The 17,769-nt window shown below is 53.6% G+C and carries 15 protein-coding genes and 1 pseudogene; 4 read left to right on the top strand and 12 right to left on the bottom strand.

The window, feature by feature from the left end:
- The first annotated feature begins 332 nt into the window (after positions 1 to 332).
- On the top strand, positions 333 to 671 hold the full coding sequence (locus ACNFH5_RS27605; protein ID WP_416751617.1) for a hypothetical protein: 339 nt from the start codon (positions 333 to 335) through the stop codon (positions 669 to 671).
- Between the two features lie 456 nt (positions 672 to 1,127).
- Here ACNFH5_RS27605 and ACNFH5_RS27600 read toward each other — a convergent pair whose 3' ends face one another.
- From ACNFH5_RS27600 to ACNFH5_RS27580, 5 genes are all read right to left on the bottom strand, one after another.
- Complete coding sequence (locus ACNFH5_RS27600) at positions 1,128 to 3,053, bottom strand: UvrD-helicase domain-containing protein (protein WP_416751615.1); 1,926 nt, start codon at positions 3,051 to 3,053, stop codon at positions 1,128 to 1,130.
- Positions 3,050 to 5,467, bottom strand: a complete 2,418-nt coding sequence (locus ACNFH5_RS27595) for an AAA family ATPase (RefSeq protein WP_416751613.1) — start codon at positions 5,465 to 5,467, stop codon at positions 3,050 to 3,052. Before ACNFH5_RS27595 ends, ACNFH5_RS27600 begins: the two co-directional genes overlap by 4 nt.
- 346 nt (positions 5,468 to 5,813) lie before the next feature.
- Positions 5,814 to 6,620: a hypothetical protein gene (locus ACNFH5_RS27590; RefSeq protein WP_416751611.1), complete on the bottom strand. Its 807-nt coding sequence runs from the start codon at positions 6,618 to 6,620 to the stop codon at positions 5,814 to 5,816.
- A gap of 172 nt (positions 6,621 to 6,792) precedes the next feature.
- Positions 6,793 to 8,157, bottom strand: a complete 1,365-nt coding sequence (locus ACNFH5_RS27585; RefSeq protein WP_416751609.1) for a reverse transcriptase domain-containing protein — start codon at positions 8,155 to 8,157, stop codon at positions 6,793 to 6,795.
- Complete coding sequence (locus tag ACNFH5_RS27580; RefSeq protein ID WP_009617044.1) at positions 8,154 to 8,708, bottom strand: SLATT domain-containing protein; 555 nt, start codon at positions 8,706 to 8,708, stop codon at positions 8,154 to 8,156. The genes ACNFH5_RS27585 and ACNFH5_RS27580 overlap by 4 nt, the downstream gene beginning before the upstream one ends.
- Positions 8,709 to 8,984: 276 nt before the next feature.
- Between ACNFH5_RS27580 and ACNFH5_RS27575 the strand changes: the two genes are divergently transcribed.
- Positions 8,985 to 9,527, top strand: a complete 543-nt coding sequence (locus ACNFH5_RS27575; RefSeq protein ID WP_416751606.1) for a HEPN domain-containing protein — start codon at positions 8,985 to 8,987, stop codon at positions 9,525 to 9,527.
- Positions 9,528 to 10,058: 531 nt separating this feature from the next.
- Here ACNFH5_RS27575 and ACNFH5_RS27570 read toward each other — a convergent pair.
- From ACNFH5_RS27570 to ACNFH5_RS27540, 7 genes and pseudogenes are all read right to left on the bottom strand, one after another.
- The gene (locus ACNFH5_RS27570) at positions 10,059 to 10,415 is read right to left on the bottom strand and encodes a hypothetical protein (protein WP_416751703.1); all 357 of its coding nucleotides are present in this window, start codon (positions 10,413 to 10,415) and stop codon (positions 10,059 to 10,061) included.
- A gap of 28 nt (positions 10,416 to 10,443) precedes the next feature.
- Positions 10,444 to 10,725: pseudogene (locus tag ACNFH5_RS27565) on the bottom strand (mCpol domain-containing protein); the annotation flags it as partial.
- Between the two features lie 218 nt (positions 10,726 to 10,943).
- Positions 10,944 to 11,339 (bottom strand): hypothetical protein, encoded by a 396-nt coding sequence (locus ACNFH5_RS27560; RefSeq protein WP_416751604.1) that lies wholly within the window; start codon positions 11,337 to 11,339, stop codon positions 10,944 to 10,946.
- 931 nt (positions 11,340 to 12,270) lie between these two features.
- A complete protein-coding gene (locus ACNFH5_RS27555) occupies positions 12,271 to 13,398 on the bottom strand; it encodes a hypothetical protein (protein WP_416751602.1) in 1,128 nt (375 codons plus the stop codon).
- Positions 13,382 to 14,026: a hypothetical protein gene (locus ACNFH5_RS27550; protein ID WP_416751600.1), complete on the bottom strand. Its 645-nt coding sequence runs from the start codon at positions 14,024 to 14,026 to the stop codon at positions 13,382 to 13,384. The genes ACNFH5_RS27555 and ACNFH5_RS27550 overlap by 17 nt, the downstream gene beginning before the upstream one ends.
- A 298-nt stretch (positions 14,027 to 14,324) precedes the next feature.
- Positions 14,325 to 14,579 carry a hypothetical protein gene (locus ACNFH5_RS27545; protein ID WP_416751598.1) on the bottom strand — a complete coding sequence of 85 codons (255 nt, stop codon included), beginning with the start codon at positions 14,577 to 14,579 and terminating at the stop codon, positions 14,325 to 14,327.
- Between the two features lie 815 nt (positions 14,580 to 15,394).
- Entirely contained in the window at positions 15,395 to 16,378 is a 984-nt protein-coding gene (locus tag ACNFH5_RS27540) for a hypothetical protein (protein ID WP_416751595.1), read from the bottom strand.
- A 221-nt stretch (positions 16,379 to 16,599) separates the two neighbouring features.
- On the opposite strand from ACNFH5_RS27540, the gene ACNFH5_RS27535 reads away from it, so the two are divergent.
- Together ACNFH5_RS27535 and ACNFH5_RS27530 are read left to right on the top strand one after the other, a co-directional pair.
- A complete protein-coding gene (locus tag ACNFH5_RS27535) occupies positions 16,600 to 17,355 on the top strand; it encodes a metallophosphoesterase (protein WP_416751592.1) in 756 nt (251 codons plus the stop codon).
- Positions 17,352 to 17,759 (top strand): DUF6957 family protein, encoded by a 408-nt coding sequence (locus ACNFH5_RS27530; protein ID WP_416751590.1) that lies wholly within the window; start codon positions 17,352 to 17,354, stop codon positions 17,757 to 17,759. The genes ACNFH5_RS27535 and ACNFH5_RS27530 overlap by 4 nt, the downstream gene beginning before the upstream one ends.
- Positions 17,760 to 17,769 lie beyond the last annotated feature (10 nt).

The raw sequence follows: 17,769 nt of genomic DNA, 5'->3' as shown, positions 1-17,769 counted from the left end.
GCCGCCGATGACCTTGGGCCGTCCTAAATGAATGAACCGTCATTCTGTGAGGTGGGCCATACGCAGCGCAGCCAGCAGTCGCGCAATGACTGAACAGTCTCAGTTCAATCAAAAACAGAGAGCCCCTGATGGCTGCTGATGGTTCCCACAAGTCGCCTTGAAAGCCAGCACGGCGGGCCATTCCAGCCCCTTGACGACCAAGAAGTTACTGGATATTTATCTAGGGGTTCGCCACGCCCGTAGTGAGGGCGCGGAGGTGACGATTCGCTTACAGCTGGACGCCATGGCGAATCTGGATGCTTGCTCAGTGAGCAAACCCTGCTGGAGATCCAATGCAGTTCATACAAGGGCCAATTGGCGAAGACACTCAAATCCGAAATATCCGTGGGTACTGGATAGGACCCGACCGCGATGCCGGATACGGGCTGCGCCTCCCTACCGACCTTCAATCAATTGGTGATGATGCTGACGTCCATTGCGAGAACTGGGGGATTTGGTATAGCCCCCATCTACGGCGCTACTACGCCGTGACCTATGAGCCTCGCAACTACGACTGGCACGGGATTCGACTGAAAGCCAGAAGCACTCGTGTAGCTCAGGAGGAGCTCAACAACATAATTCGTAAAGCGGATGACGCTGTTGCTTACGAGCAGTACGACAGAAGCAACTGAGGGCACCGGCACCAAGTCACTATGGCATTCGAGACCGGAGCCCTCGACCTGCAACTTCCACAGATCTCTCCGGCCACCCTCCTCCACCTCAACTCCCCTACCTGTAAACCAATTTTCTCGCCTGTAAACTTGATTGGTTAACAGTCGAGAAAATCGGTTTACACCCTCTCTACAAGCCACGTCATTAGCCGCCTCCAGGCATTCTAGGGCATCCCAAAAGGTGTCGGCAGTGAGGCCTCAAAACTCCGGTTTCGGCTCACTCCACCACTGCCTAGTCATCACGATATCTATGTCGATCAGCACGTCGACAGCCAGTCGGCTGCACGCGTTTGCGTGCTTCATACATGACGACCTACCTGACCTGGCAGCCCATGATCAGGTGTCGTTGGCATACGACGAACCTAGGTCCGCTTTCGGCTCTGGCTTCAAATAGGTCAGGCAATCGTTCGCCTATGGTCATCCAACTAATACTTCCTGCGTAAAGACTGCGCTTCGCGGCAAGATCCCGCTCGCCACGACGTTTTCCAGGGTGGCCGCAGGGTCGGCGACAAAGAACGCTAGTACCAGCCCCCGCTGGGCACGAGTGCAGCAGACGTAAAGCAGTCGCAGCGTTCGGCTCCAAGTGTTTTCATCACCGTCTAGTGCTCGTGCACGATCAGCAGCACGGGCCTCAGCACTCGCGAAGACACGCTCGTAGTTGTACGTTCGGTAGTCGCTTTCTTCCTCGTCCATCACCACCATGACGCGTTCGAACTGCGCTCCCTTCACGCCGTGCTGCGTGGCATAGGGGGAGCCTTCTGAGACATAGCGTTCATAGGGCAAAAGCTCTTGCGCAGAGCAATTGAAGAACTTGGCCATTGCCGCGTCCAAGGATAATCCTTCGGCCGGAACTGCATCAGCAGCCTCGGGCTCCTGAGCGGTGTCAGCAATATCCCTGACAAACCCAAGAACACGCGCATAGCGCTCGTCGAACTCAAAAAGACCCGTGTCACAGAGATGGAGAGCTATGTCACCAATGGTGGTCCCTGCCTCGTCCAGCATGGCGACAAGCCTCGACACGGCAGCGTGCAGCTCTCGCAATACTTCCGCGGCACGTCGGCCGGTCAGAGCCGCAGGCGCCAGGCGCGGGCTGAATGCCCGGAGCAGGCTCATCGCCGCGAACTCATTGCCGGCCTTCACAGCTGCAATGATCGGTAGCGCAAAACTTAGGAAGGGTCGAACGGGCCAACCGGTGCCGTCCTGCATTCCTTGCTTCATGGCATCCGACGTCTTGTCGTTCAGCGCCGAGTAGATGCCGCCGAAGCCAAGCCGGTTTGCGGCCATGCGGTGCACGATGACAAGAATCTTGACTGCGATGTCTGGGGTTGTCCAACCCTCGTCGTTGTTCGTCGCCGAGCTCCACGCTCGGACTCTTGCCAAAGCCTCGGTTCGGTTCAGCGTGTTCGGCAAGACGAACATCCGGGCCGACCCCTCCACCAGCTTGAGGTTCCCATCGACCCTCTCGTGCAGCCCGCGGACTTGCTCCATGCCATCGCCCTGCGCGCGCACGGCATTCGCGACGTCAAGGATCTGCTTGGCGCAGCGAAAGTTCTCCGGCTTCGTGATGGCCCGCCAATGATCCGCAAGCTGGATGTCCCCTGCGCCTCTCATGAAGATCGACTGCATCGGGTCGCCGAAAAAACCAAGGCAGAACTTGCCCTGCATCTGGGCTTCCACTTCCTTGAAAGACTTCACTACACCCGGGAACGTGTCCTGACTCTCATCGATAAACACGAACGGGTAGCTCAGCGCCACGACCCGTCGGAACAGCGGGCGGTTTTGTAGCAGGAAGTCGGCGAGCTGAAGGATGTCCTCGTGGCCAAGTATGCCCTTGGCGTAGTCACTGCCCACGCCGTAGTTGAACGTCCTGACGCCGGCCACAGCCTCCAGGCTTCGGGCATATCGCTCTTGGTCGGCCTTGTTCCTGTCGCGCGTGGTCTGCCGGACACGCGAGCTGTAATTCTCGAACTCTTCTTCAAGTTCGGAGATCCGCCTGCGGATGTCGTTCTGCAGCCAAACCTTGATGTCGGCCTGGAACGTCTTTGCAATAGACCAGTAAAAGCTGTGGATGGTCGAGACATGAACCAGCGGGTCATCGTTGACGTCCGCCAGGATTTCATTGGTGGCAAGGTCAGTATACGTGATGCACGCGACCTTCTGCTTCCTCGCCCGCATGCTGGCGCCGTGCTCCGAGATCACCCAGTCCAGCGCCTTGATGAGGGAGGTGGTCTTGCCGGAACCTGCGCCAGCACGAACCACGAAGGGCTGCGGAGGCGTCGCTACAATGCATGCGTGGATCTCGCGGTCGGCGTCGGTATCTGGGCTATCAATTCGTCTGCTCATGCCGTCTGCGCGGGGTCAACAATGATAGCGACAACATCGGCTGTAGTCGGCTCAATAGTCGCGACCTCGGTGGCGATGGCGGCATCCGCCTCAAGCTCGTGGGCCACTTTGGCTTCGAGCCAGGCCAAGCCCTCGGCGATGTACGCGGGAACCTTCCAGCCATTGAGCGGCCCGCTTGCGAGTACCTCCAGCGCAAAGCGGGTCTTGTCGAAGTTCTTGCCGACCACCCTATCGTGTAACTTCTCAGCCAGCTCTTCAGGGCTGCTCGGTGCGCGCTTGAGCTTGAGGCCGACCGACCGGTTTGCCTCAGCCTGGCACCAGTCCGCGTTCTCAAGACCAAAGGCCTCCTCAAGTGTGCGGCCGCAGAGCTGTGATGTCGTCGCACCCACCGTCACCGAGACCTTGGTCTGGTAAGCCACCCGAACCTCAGCGCTGGAATCCTCAGCCAGCGACAGCGTCTTTTGCTCCGCCGTGACTTCCCAGAGTTCTGCCATCGACCGCTTCTTCGGGATCCAGCTGATGAGGGTTTGGTTGGACGTGACGGCACCTTCCACATGTGCATGGCAGGTGCTGCCACGCTTCTTGGACTTCTTCTTGCCACCCGGTTCTGCTTCGTCGTCGTCTTCAAGCTCGAAGGGCTTCAGGTCGTCGTCCTCGTCATCTCCGTCAACGGCGCCCTCAGCGCCTGCGCCTTGCGCGGCGGCCTTCTCGGCGTCGGTCTTGACCGTCACGCTGTCCAGATCCGTGATGACTAGTGTTGTGAGCCCAACGAAGGCGATCAGCTCCTGGAACCGATGCGCGAACGCACCACCGACTTCAAGGATGGTTAGGGCGGAAGAACGCAGGCGCTTGGCCACCAACTCGATCATTGCAGGCAGGAGCAGACGCTCGACGTTGCCTTCCACCAATATCACCGCGTCGGAAAAAAAGAGATCGCAGTGCGTCAGCTTCAGATACCGCTGGAGGAATTCGCGCGCTGGAGCGTCGGACGCGCCCGTTTTGAATAGCGACAGATTGCGCACATCCGTGTGATGGCCCAACTGGTCGCTGACGCGGCGGAAGTAACGAATGGGCGAGAATCCGCGTTCATAGAGGATGTGCGGGGAGTGCGTGGTGATGACGAGCTGCGTGTGGAACAAAGTCGCGTGATCGTTAGCATCCTCAAGGAGGCGCAAAACGTTCCTGATGAAGACCTGCTGGATCTGCGCGTGCAGATGCGCCTCAGGCTCCTCAATGAAGACCAAATGAAGCGGAGCTCGCTTGTCCTCCTCGGCTTTCCACTGCTCGTGCAAGTCGAGCAGCTCAACCACCATGTAGACCAGATTCTTGAACCCCAGGCCATTGTAGCTGTCTGGCAGTTGGGCGGAAGCTACGCCCGGGATCACGTAGTGAACCTTGGCGTCTTGCCCCAAGACAGTGGTCGGATCCAAGGCCGCCCGAATCACGATCTCGGGATTGTTGACGCCCGGATAGCCGAGCTTGGCCAAGCGCGTGAGGGTGTCATTGAAGACTTCCTTCAGGTGGAAGTTCAGCTCCTTCTCCGAGGTATCTAGCGCCTTGAGAGCCGCATGGTCGTCGCCACGCTTCTCCAGGTTGCGGTGATAGAACCTGCTCAGACGCCGCGACAAGCTCTCTGCGCGATCAGAGCTACCGGCATCTGGGTCATCGAGGTGCCGCTGCGCGCGCAGGAAGTCGACCCTCACCAGCGACTTGAGAATGGCCGCACCGCCCGGCTCCTTGCCTAGGGGTAGCGGCTCGTAGTCGGCCTCCTTTGCCTGATAGCCGACAAAAGCCCGCTCATCGAGCACGTAGTAGCGGAAGGTGTATTCCTTGCTCAGTTCCTTGGTGAGGTACTTCGTCAGGCTTTCCGGCCAAGGCTTGTACTCGCCGGCATCGGCCACCACCGCAGCCGCGTCTTCCGCGCCCGCCTCCACGGCTTGCTCCCCGGCGGCCTTGCGCTTGGCCGCAAGCGCGACAGCTGCGTTGTTGGCCTTCTCATGTAGTTCATGGAACTTCCAGACGAGCTCGTGGGCATCTCGAGGCTCGAACGCCACCCGGATCCCGACGCACTTGCCGTCCCACTCAGTGCTCGGCAGCAGCGACATCGCAGTGGCAAGGTCGTCTTCACCGACGCGGAACCAGAGATCCAAGAGGATGGACGGTAACCTTTTGGGCGCATCCTCATCGCCAGGGGGCGTCCTGCCGACCGCGTCGATCTCGGCCCACAGCGCCGCACTGAAGTCGAAAAGTTCGAACTTCTTCGCTTCGCCACGGAGCATCGAGTACAGGCCTTGTACGGCAGACGTCTTGCCGCTGTTGTTGGCGCCAACGAAGATGGAAATCTCGTCGTCAAGCTCAATGACGACGTCGCGCAGTCGGCGATAGTTCTGCAGCCGATATGCCTGTAGCTTCATGATCACCTATTCCTAAGTGTTGCCGGGACAACTTGGTGCTGAGCACGCAAGCCGGCAGCTTTCCTTTGAGCGCTCGCGCTTTTTCCCACTAACTGCATCCATGTGCGGATGCCGAGATGGGACTTATATAGCGCACGCCATGCTGACTCACCACGCTAAACCTCCAACCTAAGCCCCCTCAGGAGCTGTTGAACAGCGCAAGCCTCCTATTTAATCTGCGTCGATATGCGTGCAACCCATCAGTTTGAGGAGATCACTTTGCACTTGAACCGCGCTGCAGAATACGCCAAGGGTATGCTTCTGTTACCTTGGCGGTGAGCTACTAGTGCAGCGGGAGACAAGGATGCTACGCACACATTTCACACCAAGTTATGTTGCTTACGTACATGCCCGGTTCGCGATGGACGTCCCTGATGCGCTCGGGGTGGTAGTGATCCTTGATGCAGCCAGCCGGAATATCCTCATGAATGACATAGCAGGGGGGTGAGTCCATGCCGAGGCGCTTACCTGTCACGTTCTGCCCCCACGCGGACAAAATCATGTTCGCGACTTCAGTTCTCTGCTTTGGTTGGATAAGGGCAAAGGGGATGTCCACTTCAAGAACAGTGGGCACGCCAATCTCGCGAAGCCTCCAGCGATAATCCTCTCCATATAGGTCAAAGCGGGTCAGCCTGGCAGCCAGCGACATCAGGTATTCGCTGCCATTGATGGAGTAGTGTCCGAAGTCATCAAGCATTTTGCGATCGTCCCCGGTCAGCCAAATTTTCCCTTTCTCACTGGTGCTCCGGCTGCCCAGCTCATCGATAGCTTTCTGGAGTTGATTGGGATCGACGTCGTGGAACAGCTCTCGAAATCGAGTCTGGATTCGGTCTGGCTGATGTCCTTGTAGGCCATGCTCGTAGTAGGAACGGGTGTTCTCAGGGCGGCAGCCATGAAACGCTTTCACATAGCTGTAATAGCTCGCCAGCAGTTCACAGAAGGCGGGTACGAGTTCTTCGTGGTTAGGCAGCCAAGACAGATCATCTGACCAACATTGTGGCCGTTTGCGCTCAAGGTGTCGGCGCAGGGCAGGATCTAACAGCTCACCTGCGTAGAAACGAATCGAGCCGAGCCAACTACGGCGATTACGCCAGTCAAGTGTCCGTTGTTTCATCTGCTTTCCTTGAGTAAGGCCGGAGCTTTGGGGGAGCGCGTTACAAGCGATCCAGGGCGGCCGAGGGTAGGGCAATCGCGCTTTGATGCAGCGAAGAGCAACGCAGAGCCGTGACTGACTAATAGCCCAAACACCGTGCTCGAAAGTGCACCGTAATGGGGGGCTGGCAGCATCAGGAAGCTTGAGCGATATCCTCCTCAAGCTCCCGAACGGCCTTAGTAACTTTGATTTCAAAGAGCCGTTCAACGCGGGCATCGGACATTTCCCGCACTTCGTCGCCGATCCAAATCGCCAGTAGCGACCTCTTCTGATCAATGTCGAGATCATCCAGATTGGGAATGTAAGAGTGGCTCTTAGGTTTGCCTCGCTTCAGCTCATAGAAAGTCTTGATAAGTGACTTCGTCTGAATCTTTCCCTCTAGGGAGAAGCGCTGGGTGAGCTTGCGAATGGTGTGATTGACCGATCGCAGCTGCGTCGTCGAAGTAATCTGGGAAAAGTAAGATGCCCAGCCTCGTCGTTTGCCCTCAAAGAAACAGCCGGTGATCCGCAGGTTGACCTTCCACTCGCAGTAGGCCCTGGCTCGCTGTAGGTCTTTATTCGAGCGGGAGGCGGCGACCTTGTGCCGGTAGGCGGTGAAAATCTTCGCGAGGGAGGACTCAAACCTGAGGATGCTCTCGTGGCGAATCTTGATCTGATCGCCGTCGATCTGGTAACCCAGAAAACTGAAAGGCTCAGTGAGATCCGCCACTTTCGACTTGGATTCAGGGCCGAAGTCGTGGGGCGAAAGCCCGAGGCCTTTCAAGGCCGCGATGAGATCATCAGCCACGCGTTTGGCCTTGCCCTTCGGCGCCAAGATCAGGATGTCGTCGACATAGCGCTTGTACCAGATGCGTCGACGGGCCTTGAACTCTGCATCGATGTCCTGAAGGGCGATTTCAGCAAGCAGGTTTGAAATGGCAAGTCCTTGAGGAACACCGAGAGTCGAGTCGGGCGAGTCCTTTCGGCCCTTGGATTCGGGCACTGTCGGTGTGATGATCGCTGATTCGATCAGATGCCGGAATTGAGGTTTGCGCACCTTTTTCCAGATCGTCGACTTGATCAGGGAGTGGGGAATTGACGGGTAGAAATTCTTCAGATCGATCTTGGCATATTCTGCGTATTTGCCTGACTTCAGTCCTTCCTTCAGGTCATCGATGACTTCTTGGGGCAGCGATAGCTTTGCCGCAGGAAAGACCTCCGCAAGACTGTCGCATAAAGCTCGCAACACGATCCTGTCTCGGGCCGTTGGAATCGAGATCTGTCGAGGGGTGGAGGTAGCGCCCTTGAGGATCAACTTCTCTTTGTACGCAGTGAAGCGATACGTCCCCTCATGAGCCTTGCGAATGATGAAGTCGAGCACCTCACTCAGGTTTTCATCCAGCTTGGCGGGCCGCATACGATCAAGGCCAATAGCTCCTGACATTTTGACCTTTTCGGTATAGATCCGGAGCAGTGGCTTGCGGGCAAAGTGTTTGTTGAAGCTATGCGCAGCGCTCATATGACTGACCGAGCGTTAAGGCCCACGATCAGCGGCAGGGCGTACAGCGCTGTGGTCATGATTAGGCGAATAGAAAGCCAGTAGAAGGCGTACGTGTTCTCAAAGACTGTTGGATGGCGACTGCTGAGATTGTTGGCGAACACCCGGGCGATACGGTCGTCGACTTCCGTGTGGTTCTCGCATTCAGCCAAAAGGTCAGCGTACTGGCTAATCTGTGTCGGCGTTGGAGGATTGCCGGCAGCCTCCTCAGCAACCAGTACATTGTAGAGGTTTTGCAATTGCAGGTAGTTATTGCGCATCGCCATGGCACGACCTCGGAAGTCGCGGTTGGTCACAGCGAGGGATACCCCGAGCAGTGCAACAGAAAGCACGGTGGCCATAACATCGGTGTCAGGACCAAGGATGTGAGGGTAGCGAATAGTCAGTACGCAAAGAACCGTACTGAGGATTGCATACCAGACAAGTAGCGTTTGAGAGTGGAAGTCCAACCACTCCAAGCGCTTATGTGCTTGGATGCGCGCCTTGAAGGTAAACCAGACCTTGTCCTTCACCTGTACCTCTCCTGAGAAATGGGGGAAGAAGGCAGGAGGATTTGAGTAACATTGAACATCCCCAGGGGATCAGTGAGCGTGCGCTCAACGGTCGAAACCGTTCATTATCAGAACCACCCTCGTGTGAGCGAGAGGAAGAACCTGCCTCTTCCTGGGGTGATTCTACAATGCCATTATCCGCACTGGAAAGGAGGGTGCCCCAGAGCGGGATGGGTTGACCACTACAGGGTGTGGGCCAGTGACGCGGAAATCGCGTTATCTACGAAAGGGATTTTGATGTCAAAAGCAGAGCAAGCTTTCCAGTACTCGATTAAAGACGCCGAGGAGCTCCTAGAGCACTTCGACTCACTCAACGCCAACCCACCACCGGCCAATGCTGAGATACTCAAGCGTGCGGGCCTAGTAATGGCCCTGACCGCCTGGGAAACCTATGTTGAAGATCGGGTCACCGAAGCGCTGGCGATCCAGCTCAAGCTGATCAAGGGAAGCAGATGTGGAGACTTTATGGCCGAGAAGCTGGAGAACGAGCTCAAGCGTTTTCACAACCCTGATTCAACTAAGACTAAGCAGCTGTTTCTGGACTACCTCGGTGTTGACGTCACCGCCAGCTGGGCCGGTATGAGCACTGATGCGGCAGGAAATAGAAAGGCGCTTGATACTTTGATCAGCAAGCGGGGCCAAGCTGTGCATCGATCCAAGGTACAGAGCACGGGTGCGCCAGCGGCTCATTTGGTCAAGCGGGAGGAGCTTGAAAAGGCTATCCGCCTCATCAAGCTGCTTGTAGAAAAGACGGATAATTGCCTTGATGCGAACATCTGAGCAATCCACTCGAGTGACTAGGCTAAGGCCAGCATTCGAATCACCACGAGTTTTCTAGACACTTTTCAGGCTCTTTGCGTAACGTTTTTCAAACTCTATCTCGTAGGCACCTCTGACGGCTTGCTATGGCCGGAAGCTGCCCATGGTCACCGGCTGCAATCGCCAGATGCGGACATTTAGAGTACAGAAAATAAATCTGACACCTTTTTTCTCCGACACCTTTTTTCTCCGTTTTTTCTCCTTTTTTCTACACCGTGCTCTGCGAAAATATGGAAGCGCCAGCGAGCAAGCTTTCCGCAGCAGCCCCTAGTTAGGATTTTTAGTAAAAGGAAACATCATTATTAGAGTCTTTACTAGCTTGAGCCAACCGAACCCTGCCGATTGTCTTTCGGTCAGTATAGTAGTGACCTGAAAGCTCATACTTTTTCCCTTTTCCCGAACCTATAGTTCGTATGTCGAATAATGTAGAGCCATTGCAAGCAGGCCACGCCGGATTTTTGGGGTTGAGCGATAAACGTAATATAGTTTCTTCTACCCCTGCTCAATTGTTGGAGTCGTTTCTAGAGTAATTGACTTCGTCGTTTTGCCATGCATATCAATCTGAGTTGCAAGCAATGTTTGACGAATCACAGCTTTGGCGGAAATCACCTCACCATTCTCAAGAGTGATTCCCCCCTCCCACGTCCCATTTAAATCAGGAAACATTGACTTATCGAAACAAGCCAAAACCGCCCATATTTTTCGAGACACGAAAGAGGCCAATAACAGCAGAATTAAAACAGTGCTTACAACCGATGATATAGTGATAACTTTAAATATAGATATACTAGGCAGCCAATATGCCTGCAAAAGGGTATAAATACCCATGCTAATGGCTACCGTAGTCAAGGCTATGTACTTTAAAAGAAGGTCAAATCTAACAACCCTGAACAATTTCGCTCTCCTTGCCTGCCGAGACTAATTCGGAATAATCATGCAAGCAATTTTTTCCATTGCTTTTAGCTGAGATTAACGCAACATAGGACTCACGAAGGCTTGTCCCAGAGCCAGCAGAAAAGGTCACCCCATCTGGAAAAATCTCTCTTATTTCAGAGAGCAATGATTTAAAATCAACATCTAATTCCGTCGAGGCCACAACCCCATCGGCAGCACAAAAAACAACTTCAAACCTATACCTCTGAAGCTTAATAGATATTGCATTAGTAGAATGCTTGGAGAGAAAGACTTAACGCCGCAAGTCCATTGCGATCATTGCTCAAATAGCATGACGTGATTTTTCTACCCACATCACCACCATCAATTGAAATATATTTCAACTAGATCCCCACCTATTAAGATGCTTAGATTCCGACAATTAATATAATGAACAGCTAAAGCGTAGCTTTGGGCGGTCCAGCGAACAAATTCATCGATAGTTTAGTGCACTTTTGGCGACTGCACAGCCAGGCTATTGTATGCATGCGAGTAAATGATTAATGCAACGCAAAATGACAAAAACAGAGTAATAAGAAGCCAGGCACTAACTGATAGTGATAAAACCCCAAGGCCTCCCAAGAAGGAAAGCCCTCCTGCTGTAAGAGAGATGGCATGCATGAGGCTAGCTTTTTTTGTTGTATTTTCGTGGATCGAAATTTCTTTTGCTATTGCAGTTCCAGCCGCAGAAAAGGGCATTGAAATAACAAATAAAACGGCTGCGCTAAGATTTATTTCTGCGGAGGAGATTATGTAGATAAATAAGGCTAGCGACGCAGCAGCTGTGCCAGTACTCAGCCACTCAAAGAATTCATTAGCCTTGAGGGAGCGCGAACTCATTTCCACCTCTAAAATTTGAGTTAAGGAGCGACCGATTTGTCGGAAGAACCTGCCAGTGGAGCAGTTGATCTCAACGAACCATCATATTATTCATTGGCAGATTGCTCTGCTGTCTACTGATACCAAAACATATGAAAATCCTGTAGCACTAACTGCCGGCCTAAGGAATCTTTTTCACTTATAGTGCTTCACCATCTGATTTCTCAAAGCTCATGTAAAATCCTGCTGGTGATATGCCTAACTCGAAATGAGCAAATTGCAAGGCTTTTACAAGATCTCTAGCCAACGCTGTAGCCTAGGAATAAGTATATATCGTCAGTCGTCATTCCCAGCGCAACAGCTAAGATGAAGCCCAGAGATATGATGAATATCTTCAGTCGCCAGACAATAGATATATACCTTGCCATTGACGAATTTTTAGGCAAGTAATACTTCAAGATACTTCTATATGGACCACCAATTGAAAAAAGCCATATCAAAGATACAAATAACGAAAACCATGCAAATGGCTCAGGGTGATCCGATTGCAAGGCGGAATATCCGAGAGATACGAGCAGAAAGGCAACTGTTCCATTTGCCTGGGAGAAATACTCAGTTGCTATAGCTTCTTCCTGACTACGATGAATCATATGACTCCAGTAGGGTTTAACGATTAATGGTATACATGGTTTTTCATGTCTGGCGAAAACCAAATACTACAAAATACTTTTAGCTATTAACGACTAGTAGCGACCTAGCATGACCGTTATCGGCCACTCCCGAGAGCGAACTGCCAACCAATATAATCCTTCGGACGAGGCAAATACCCTATGAGACCTGCTCAGTAACAACTATGCCTCTAGACAGCCCCTTGCAATAATGGCATTGCACGTATACCGGATAACTCTCCTGTGACCGCACAAGGGCAGGCACAGGAGTTGTTTTGGAGTATTTAGAGTATCGCAGACTTAATCACAGTTTCTCGACTCGCATCCAGCATCGGCGTCTCGGAGAATCTCAGTTGGTGGTTTTGCTCTTTCGCCACCTCGCGCAGCAAGTTGTCCATGGCAATGGAAAGATAGAGCAATCCGGTAAATTTTTCCTCTTCATTAAATATAAAACGCGAGCCGTCTGGAACCAATAGCTTCCTTGCGGCTTCTTTGTGGACCCAAAGATAGTCCAAATGCCTTTGAGTCTCAGCCAAAATTGCCAACTCATAGAGTGACCCAACGGTGAGGCTAGTCATATTGGCATGATACATAACGGAAGCGATATCGAAACTTGAAATGGGCACGCTTTGACCTTCCGCCTCTAGCTCGGCCTTCAAGTTCTTGCACAGTCTAATTGATTTACGTAGGCCACCCCCGGTGCTCTCACAGCGCTCACGTACTCGTTTGATGTGCAGGAAAGGCCAGTTATCGGCAGTGGTATTCTTATGTGAATCAAGAATAGTTACTGCCCGGTCATGTTTCTGGCGCGATGCCTGATACTCGATGGTGTCGTACCAGTGGGAAGGCACGACATCAACGGGCCGTGCCAAAGAGCCGCCATATAACTTGATAGCTTTGGATCCCGACGTATCCACAGTTGCGACAGGAAATGCCTCACGAAGAACTCGACTTATCTCTGCCCTTCTAGCGGTCAACACACCAACCGAGGTGCGCGTGGATGGTGAGTTGTACTGCCCAGAGAGGCTTATCGCCCCACGTCTGTCGTAGGTGTAGAAATCGGCATCCAATGCCAATAGGTCAACATCACTGACTCCACGGATATGGACATTCAGCGGCACAGACCCTTGCAACTCAAACTCCATGCTCCCAGACATTCGCCTTGCCAGCTGATTACTCACCCGCTCTGCCGTTTCGAGACTGATGCGTGTGTAGGTAGGATCGACTTCCTGCATGGCCCCCAGTGCAAATGTCGTGTAGGGCTTGTCTTTGGCCCGCCCCTCCCATCGCTCCTGATTGAGGCTGCGATTCACAATGAAGTCTTTGGCATCCAATGCAATCACGGAGGATCTATCGAGCCCTGAGCGCCTGGAGCGGAGACGACTGATACGGTCATTAATTGAGTTGCTCATTTTTCCTCCTCAGCTCCATACGCCCATATGTAGGGCGACCATAACCATTGAAATAATCACCCGTCGCACCATCTAAGGAAATCGTGAATAGCAAATTTGCACTACCTACATGCCCCCTAAGCTCAGGCTCACCAGGGTTAGGATCATTTCGGTAGTTATAAAGAAGACGGTAGCCATCAGCCTCGTCGTAAACCAACGCAGCGGTAATGCTATTTGAACCAGACTGGTGTGTTTTCAAACGCACCCTGATCTTGTCCCAAGTTTGGCAAATGTAAACATTTGCCTCCCAATTGCACACTGGGTGTCCTGCCGCATCCAGCGTGGTTCCATTACATAACCACTCTCCAGACAGATCAGGAACCTTCAGATATTTCACTGCCCACGGCCATTTCCACACCGTCTTATTAAACAAGGTGTATAGCAGAGCGAAAACCACGCCCGCCCCCAGCAATGAGAGCGCAGTTGGTGGAAGATTTACAGGTAGGTTGTATCTCTTCGCCAAATCCTCAGCTGAGAGCAACAAAAAAACTGCAACACCAGAAATGGCGCTTGCCAGTATCGTTAGGTATCGCCCAATCAACGCCCGATTGACACCACCGAGCAAACTGTATTCATGATCGTGAATCATTCGACTTTACCGCCCAATCGACTTAGCAAAGGACTTCACTTTTCAAATGGGGACAGCCTTTCGGCTGCCCCCAAGTAGCCCAATCGAAGCCTATTGGGTGTGACAGACCGAAGAGCACGTACGACAGCCATTCGACTGCGGAAAGATATTGCGCGCCTGACGTACTGCGGTCATGCAGGTTGTGTGGTAGCCAAGATCAAGGCGGTTGTGTAATGCCGGCAAGAAGACGCACGAACTGGTATGCACTTCGTGATCACCATTGGCCTGGGCGTTGCGGTTCACGTAATACTGGGGCATGTCACACCTCCCGCTCTCTGTTCGATTGGGAGAGCACCGAAGCCGCGAGGGTCTTGGTGGTGGCGTTGTACTTGTCGCTTTCCAGCACACGGCCGGCCTTCGCCTCCATGTCCGCGCCGGTTTGCTTACTAGTCGATGCTTGCGACATAGCCGATCCCGCCAGTTCTTTCTGAATGGCCGAGGAACTGTCGTTGCGGAGGACTTTGGAAGCCAGGCTGGCTACTTGGGACGATGTTTGCTTCGTATTTTTCGGCACGATTAGGTGCTCCTGTATCTACGTAGGATCAAGTAGGCAGGAGCGACCCTTCAGCGGAAAACCAACTCGATTGATTGACAGCCAGAGTTGGATTTTTCTCTAATGCGCGTCCCACCAATGTCCGCATTGGATCAGGGAAGGCGGATATGCGTGTTCGGCGACCAAACTTTGCACGCATACCCGCTGCCTTTGCTGACTCCGCAGCGCGCCCATCAAAAACACAAGATGTGGGGTTTCTGCTGGGCTGGGATACAAGGTAATGGGGTGTTTTTGACAAAGCAAGGCATCCACCCTGTGGATAACTTGTGCGCAAATTGTGAACTGGTTTTATTTCCACCCTGTATGGATGGACAGGCTTTCAAAATCGCGGCTTTCAGCCGATTCATCCTGTAATATCTTGAAACAATCTCCCCTTTCCGCAGCATTTGAGCCCTTATAGACAGCGCTTCTCGATCACATTGGTCATGATCATGGCGCCATTTATCCGTGCATTTAAGGTGTCCGGACAAGGGGTACACAATCGAAGATATCCAGCACTAGCCTTCTGCTGCACGGCTGACGCATCTCAGCCAGAGAAGCGGGCAGTCAATGAATGACAGCAATTGGCCGATATCCGCCGGTGACTGTGGTTCGTCTAGATAGGACGCACCATGGTCATAAGGGCTTTTCACAATTGCTCCCGGCCCAATCAGTAGCTGCAACTACTGCCCCAGATGCACATGAGCTTACGGCGTCTGGATCAATCCACACGCATGCTGAACGGTGCTTTCCAGCATATGCACAGGATGGCAACCGCTATCACATCGATTGCATGACTATCCATCTGCGAGAGCTCTGAAATAGTTGAGGCTTATCTCTTCGCCTGTCGCAACGTCGCGCCCTGTCCAGCGAAGTTCGCTCAAGTCGGACTCAAAAATAGATAGAGAGGCCTGAGCCAAATAAGCATCATCACTCTGCACCTCAAGGCTTCTATTCTCCGGATCGAGCGTTGCAATCCTCAGCCACCCTTTCTGATGCGGACCTCCACCCACTATGGTTGCCAGGCGAGTCAGCGGGGCAACGACTGGACTGTCCTTTGGCAGCAGATACCAAACTCTGGGTACTAGCGCATGATGGGCGATTGCAAGTTGGAGGAACTCCAAGCTGACAGCCATTGCGGACTTCGATATTCCTCCGACCCGAGTAAAAATGGCGGCCTGAATCTTCTCCCCCTGCGTCACGACAAAATTTGGAGCCTGGTACTGCGTGCTGCCAATCTGCCGCAAGATACTGCCATTGGGTGATCCAAAAAAAACCGCGCCGGAACGAGCAATGGCTTCAGCACAATAGCGCTCATGGGCTAGGACAAGCCGCCTAGTGCTGTCCCTGTTATGAAGTGATGCTGTCTCCGGTTGCGTCTGTTGCAGCTCGATCAATGCAGTCTTAAGTTGCTCGATAGTGCAGTTGTTGTTCAGCACTGTATCGAGCAGCGCTTGTGCACGGACTGCTGATATCTGGGCGATCTTGCCAAGAAAGTCTGCCTGCATGTACGTGCAGCGCACCTGCTCGACCTGAAGCTCGGGCATCAGATTATCCAACGCTCGGCCAGCTTTCATCATGCGAGCAAAGGTCGACTCTTTGACCCCCGCGCCCTGGGTGTGACGCAGCAACACCTCTCCTCTACGCTCCCCATTGGCTAGAGCAGAGGGAAGCTCAGCAGAGGCCGCTCGATATTGGCTGAACCATGCTGTTTTGATGCGTCTTCCCACCGTCCCCTCCTTCCAGCGATGACTCATTTTGCCGGAAATTACGCGGATCATGCGATTAATTGACGGCAAGGATGGAGTGCGCTATTCATATTCAACCAAAATAGATAACAGGCCGTTATTAAATTGATCGTTCAAACAGATGCTCTATGGCCGCGGAAAGGGCACGTCGTGAAGACCGGTGCCGCTTCTCCGCCCCGCAGCAGAACCGTGGCTCGTAGCTCCCACTGCGGACAGCAATCCTCTATCGCAACTGGCATTTCGTGGGGTTAGAGATGCACATCTACGTGCTATCGGATTTGCACAACGAGTTCGAGCAATTCCAACCGGCCCATGTTGCGGCAGATGTCGTGATCCTTGCTGGCGATATCGACGTTGGTGTTCGCGGCGTTGAATGGGCGAAGAAGACCTTCTCCTGCCCGGTGCTGTACGTGCCGGGTAACCATGAGTTCTACCGAGGACACCTCGGGCGAACCTTGGAAAAGCTACGGGCGGCACAGACCGATCAGGTTCGGGTGCTGGAGCGAGATGTCGTGGAAATTGGCGGGGTGCGCTTTCTAGGGACTACCGCTTGGACGGATTTCACTGCAACAGGCAATCAACCTGTCGCAGCGGCGATGGCAGAGCAATTGCTAAACGATTTCCGGCAAATCCGGACCGATAACTATCGCCCTTGCCGTCCTATGGATTTCATCACTCAAGCGTCACTGACGCGCCTGTGGTTACGCGACCAATTAGCCATGCACTTTGCCGGCCCGACCGTGGTGATTACCCACCATGCGCCCTCACTGAAATCTCTGCACGGCAACCCCCACGCGGGGGGGCACTTGGATGCCGCCTTTGCGAATCAATGGGATGACCTGATGGGAAGCCCGGTGGTGCTGTGGGTGCATGGTCATGTGCATACAGCCGTGGATTATGAGCTGTCAGGTACCCGAGTTGTATGCAATCCAAAGGGGTATCCCGGTGAGTTGACAGACTGGTCTCCCCATAAATTGATTGAACTGCATGTACCGGAGGTACAGGGATGAATTTGGAACAACTGGTGGGCCAAGCCTGGGACACCTTACATGGAGATGGAACCCCACTGGAGGGATGCATGCTGAGTGAGGCTGATGCAGAAGCGGAGGTCCTACGACGCTTCCCCAGGAGACCTTACTGCCTGGTGCGAGACTGGTCGTTGATTGACCTGGAATGCCCACCTGAAGCTCTCGCGGTAATCGAGCGCAGCGGTAGGCGTCCAACCGTAATCCTGGCCCACCGCGTCGTTCTGGATAGCGCGCTGCGCTGTCCACCGGGCTCTTGGATCCGCAGTACGTTCGAGGTCTCGAGAGACGATGCCGGTTTTTTCGTAAGTCGGAATACCGTTTATGTGTTGCTGGGCAAGGGTACGCGCAGGTCCGCCCCATTGAGTGTTGTTCTGTCCATTCACTAGTCGCCAATGT

The sequence above is a fragment of the Pseudomonas sp. NY15435 genome (assembly GCF_048068295.1).
Lineage (GTDB): Bacteria > Pseudomonadota > Gammaproteobacteria > Pseudomonadales > Pseudomonadaceae > Pseudomonas.
This window is presented reverse-complemented; position numbering and strand designations above follow the sequence as displayed.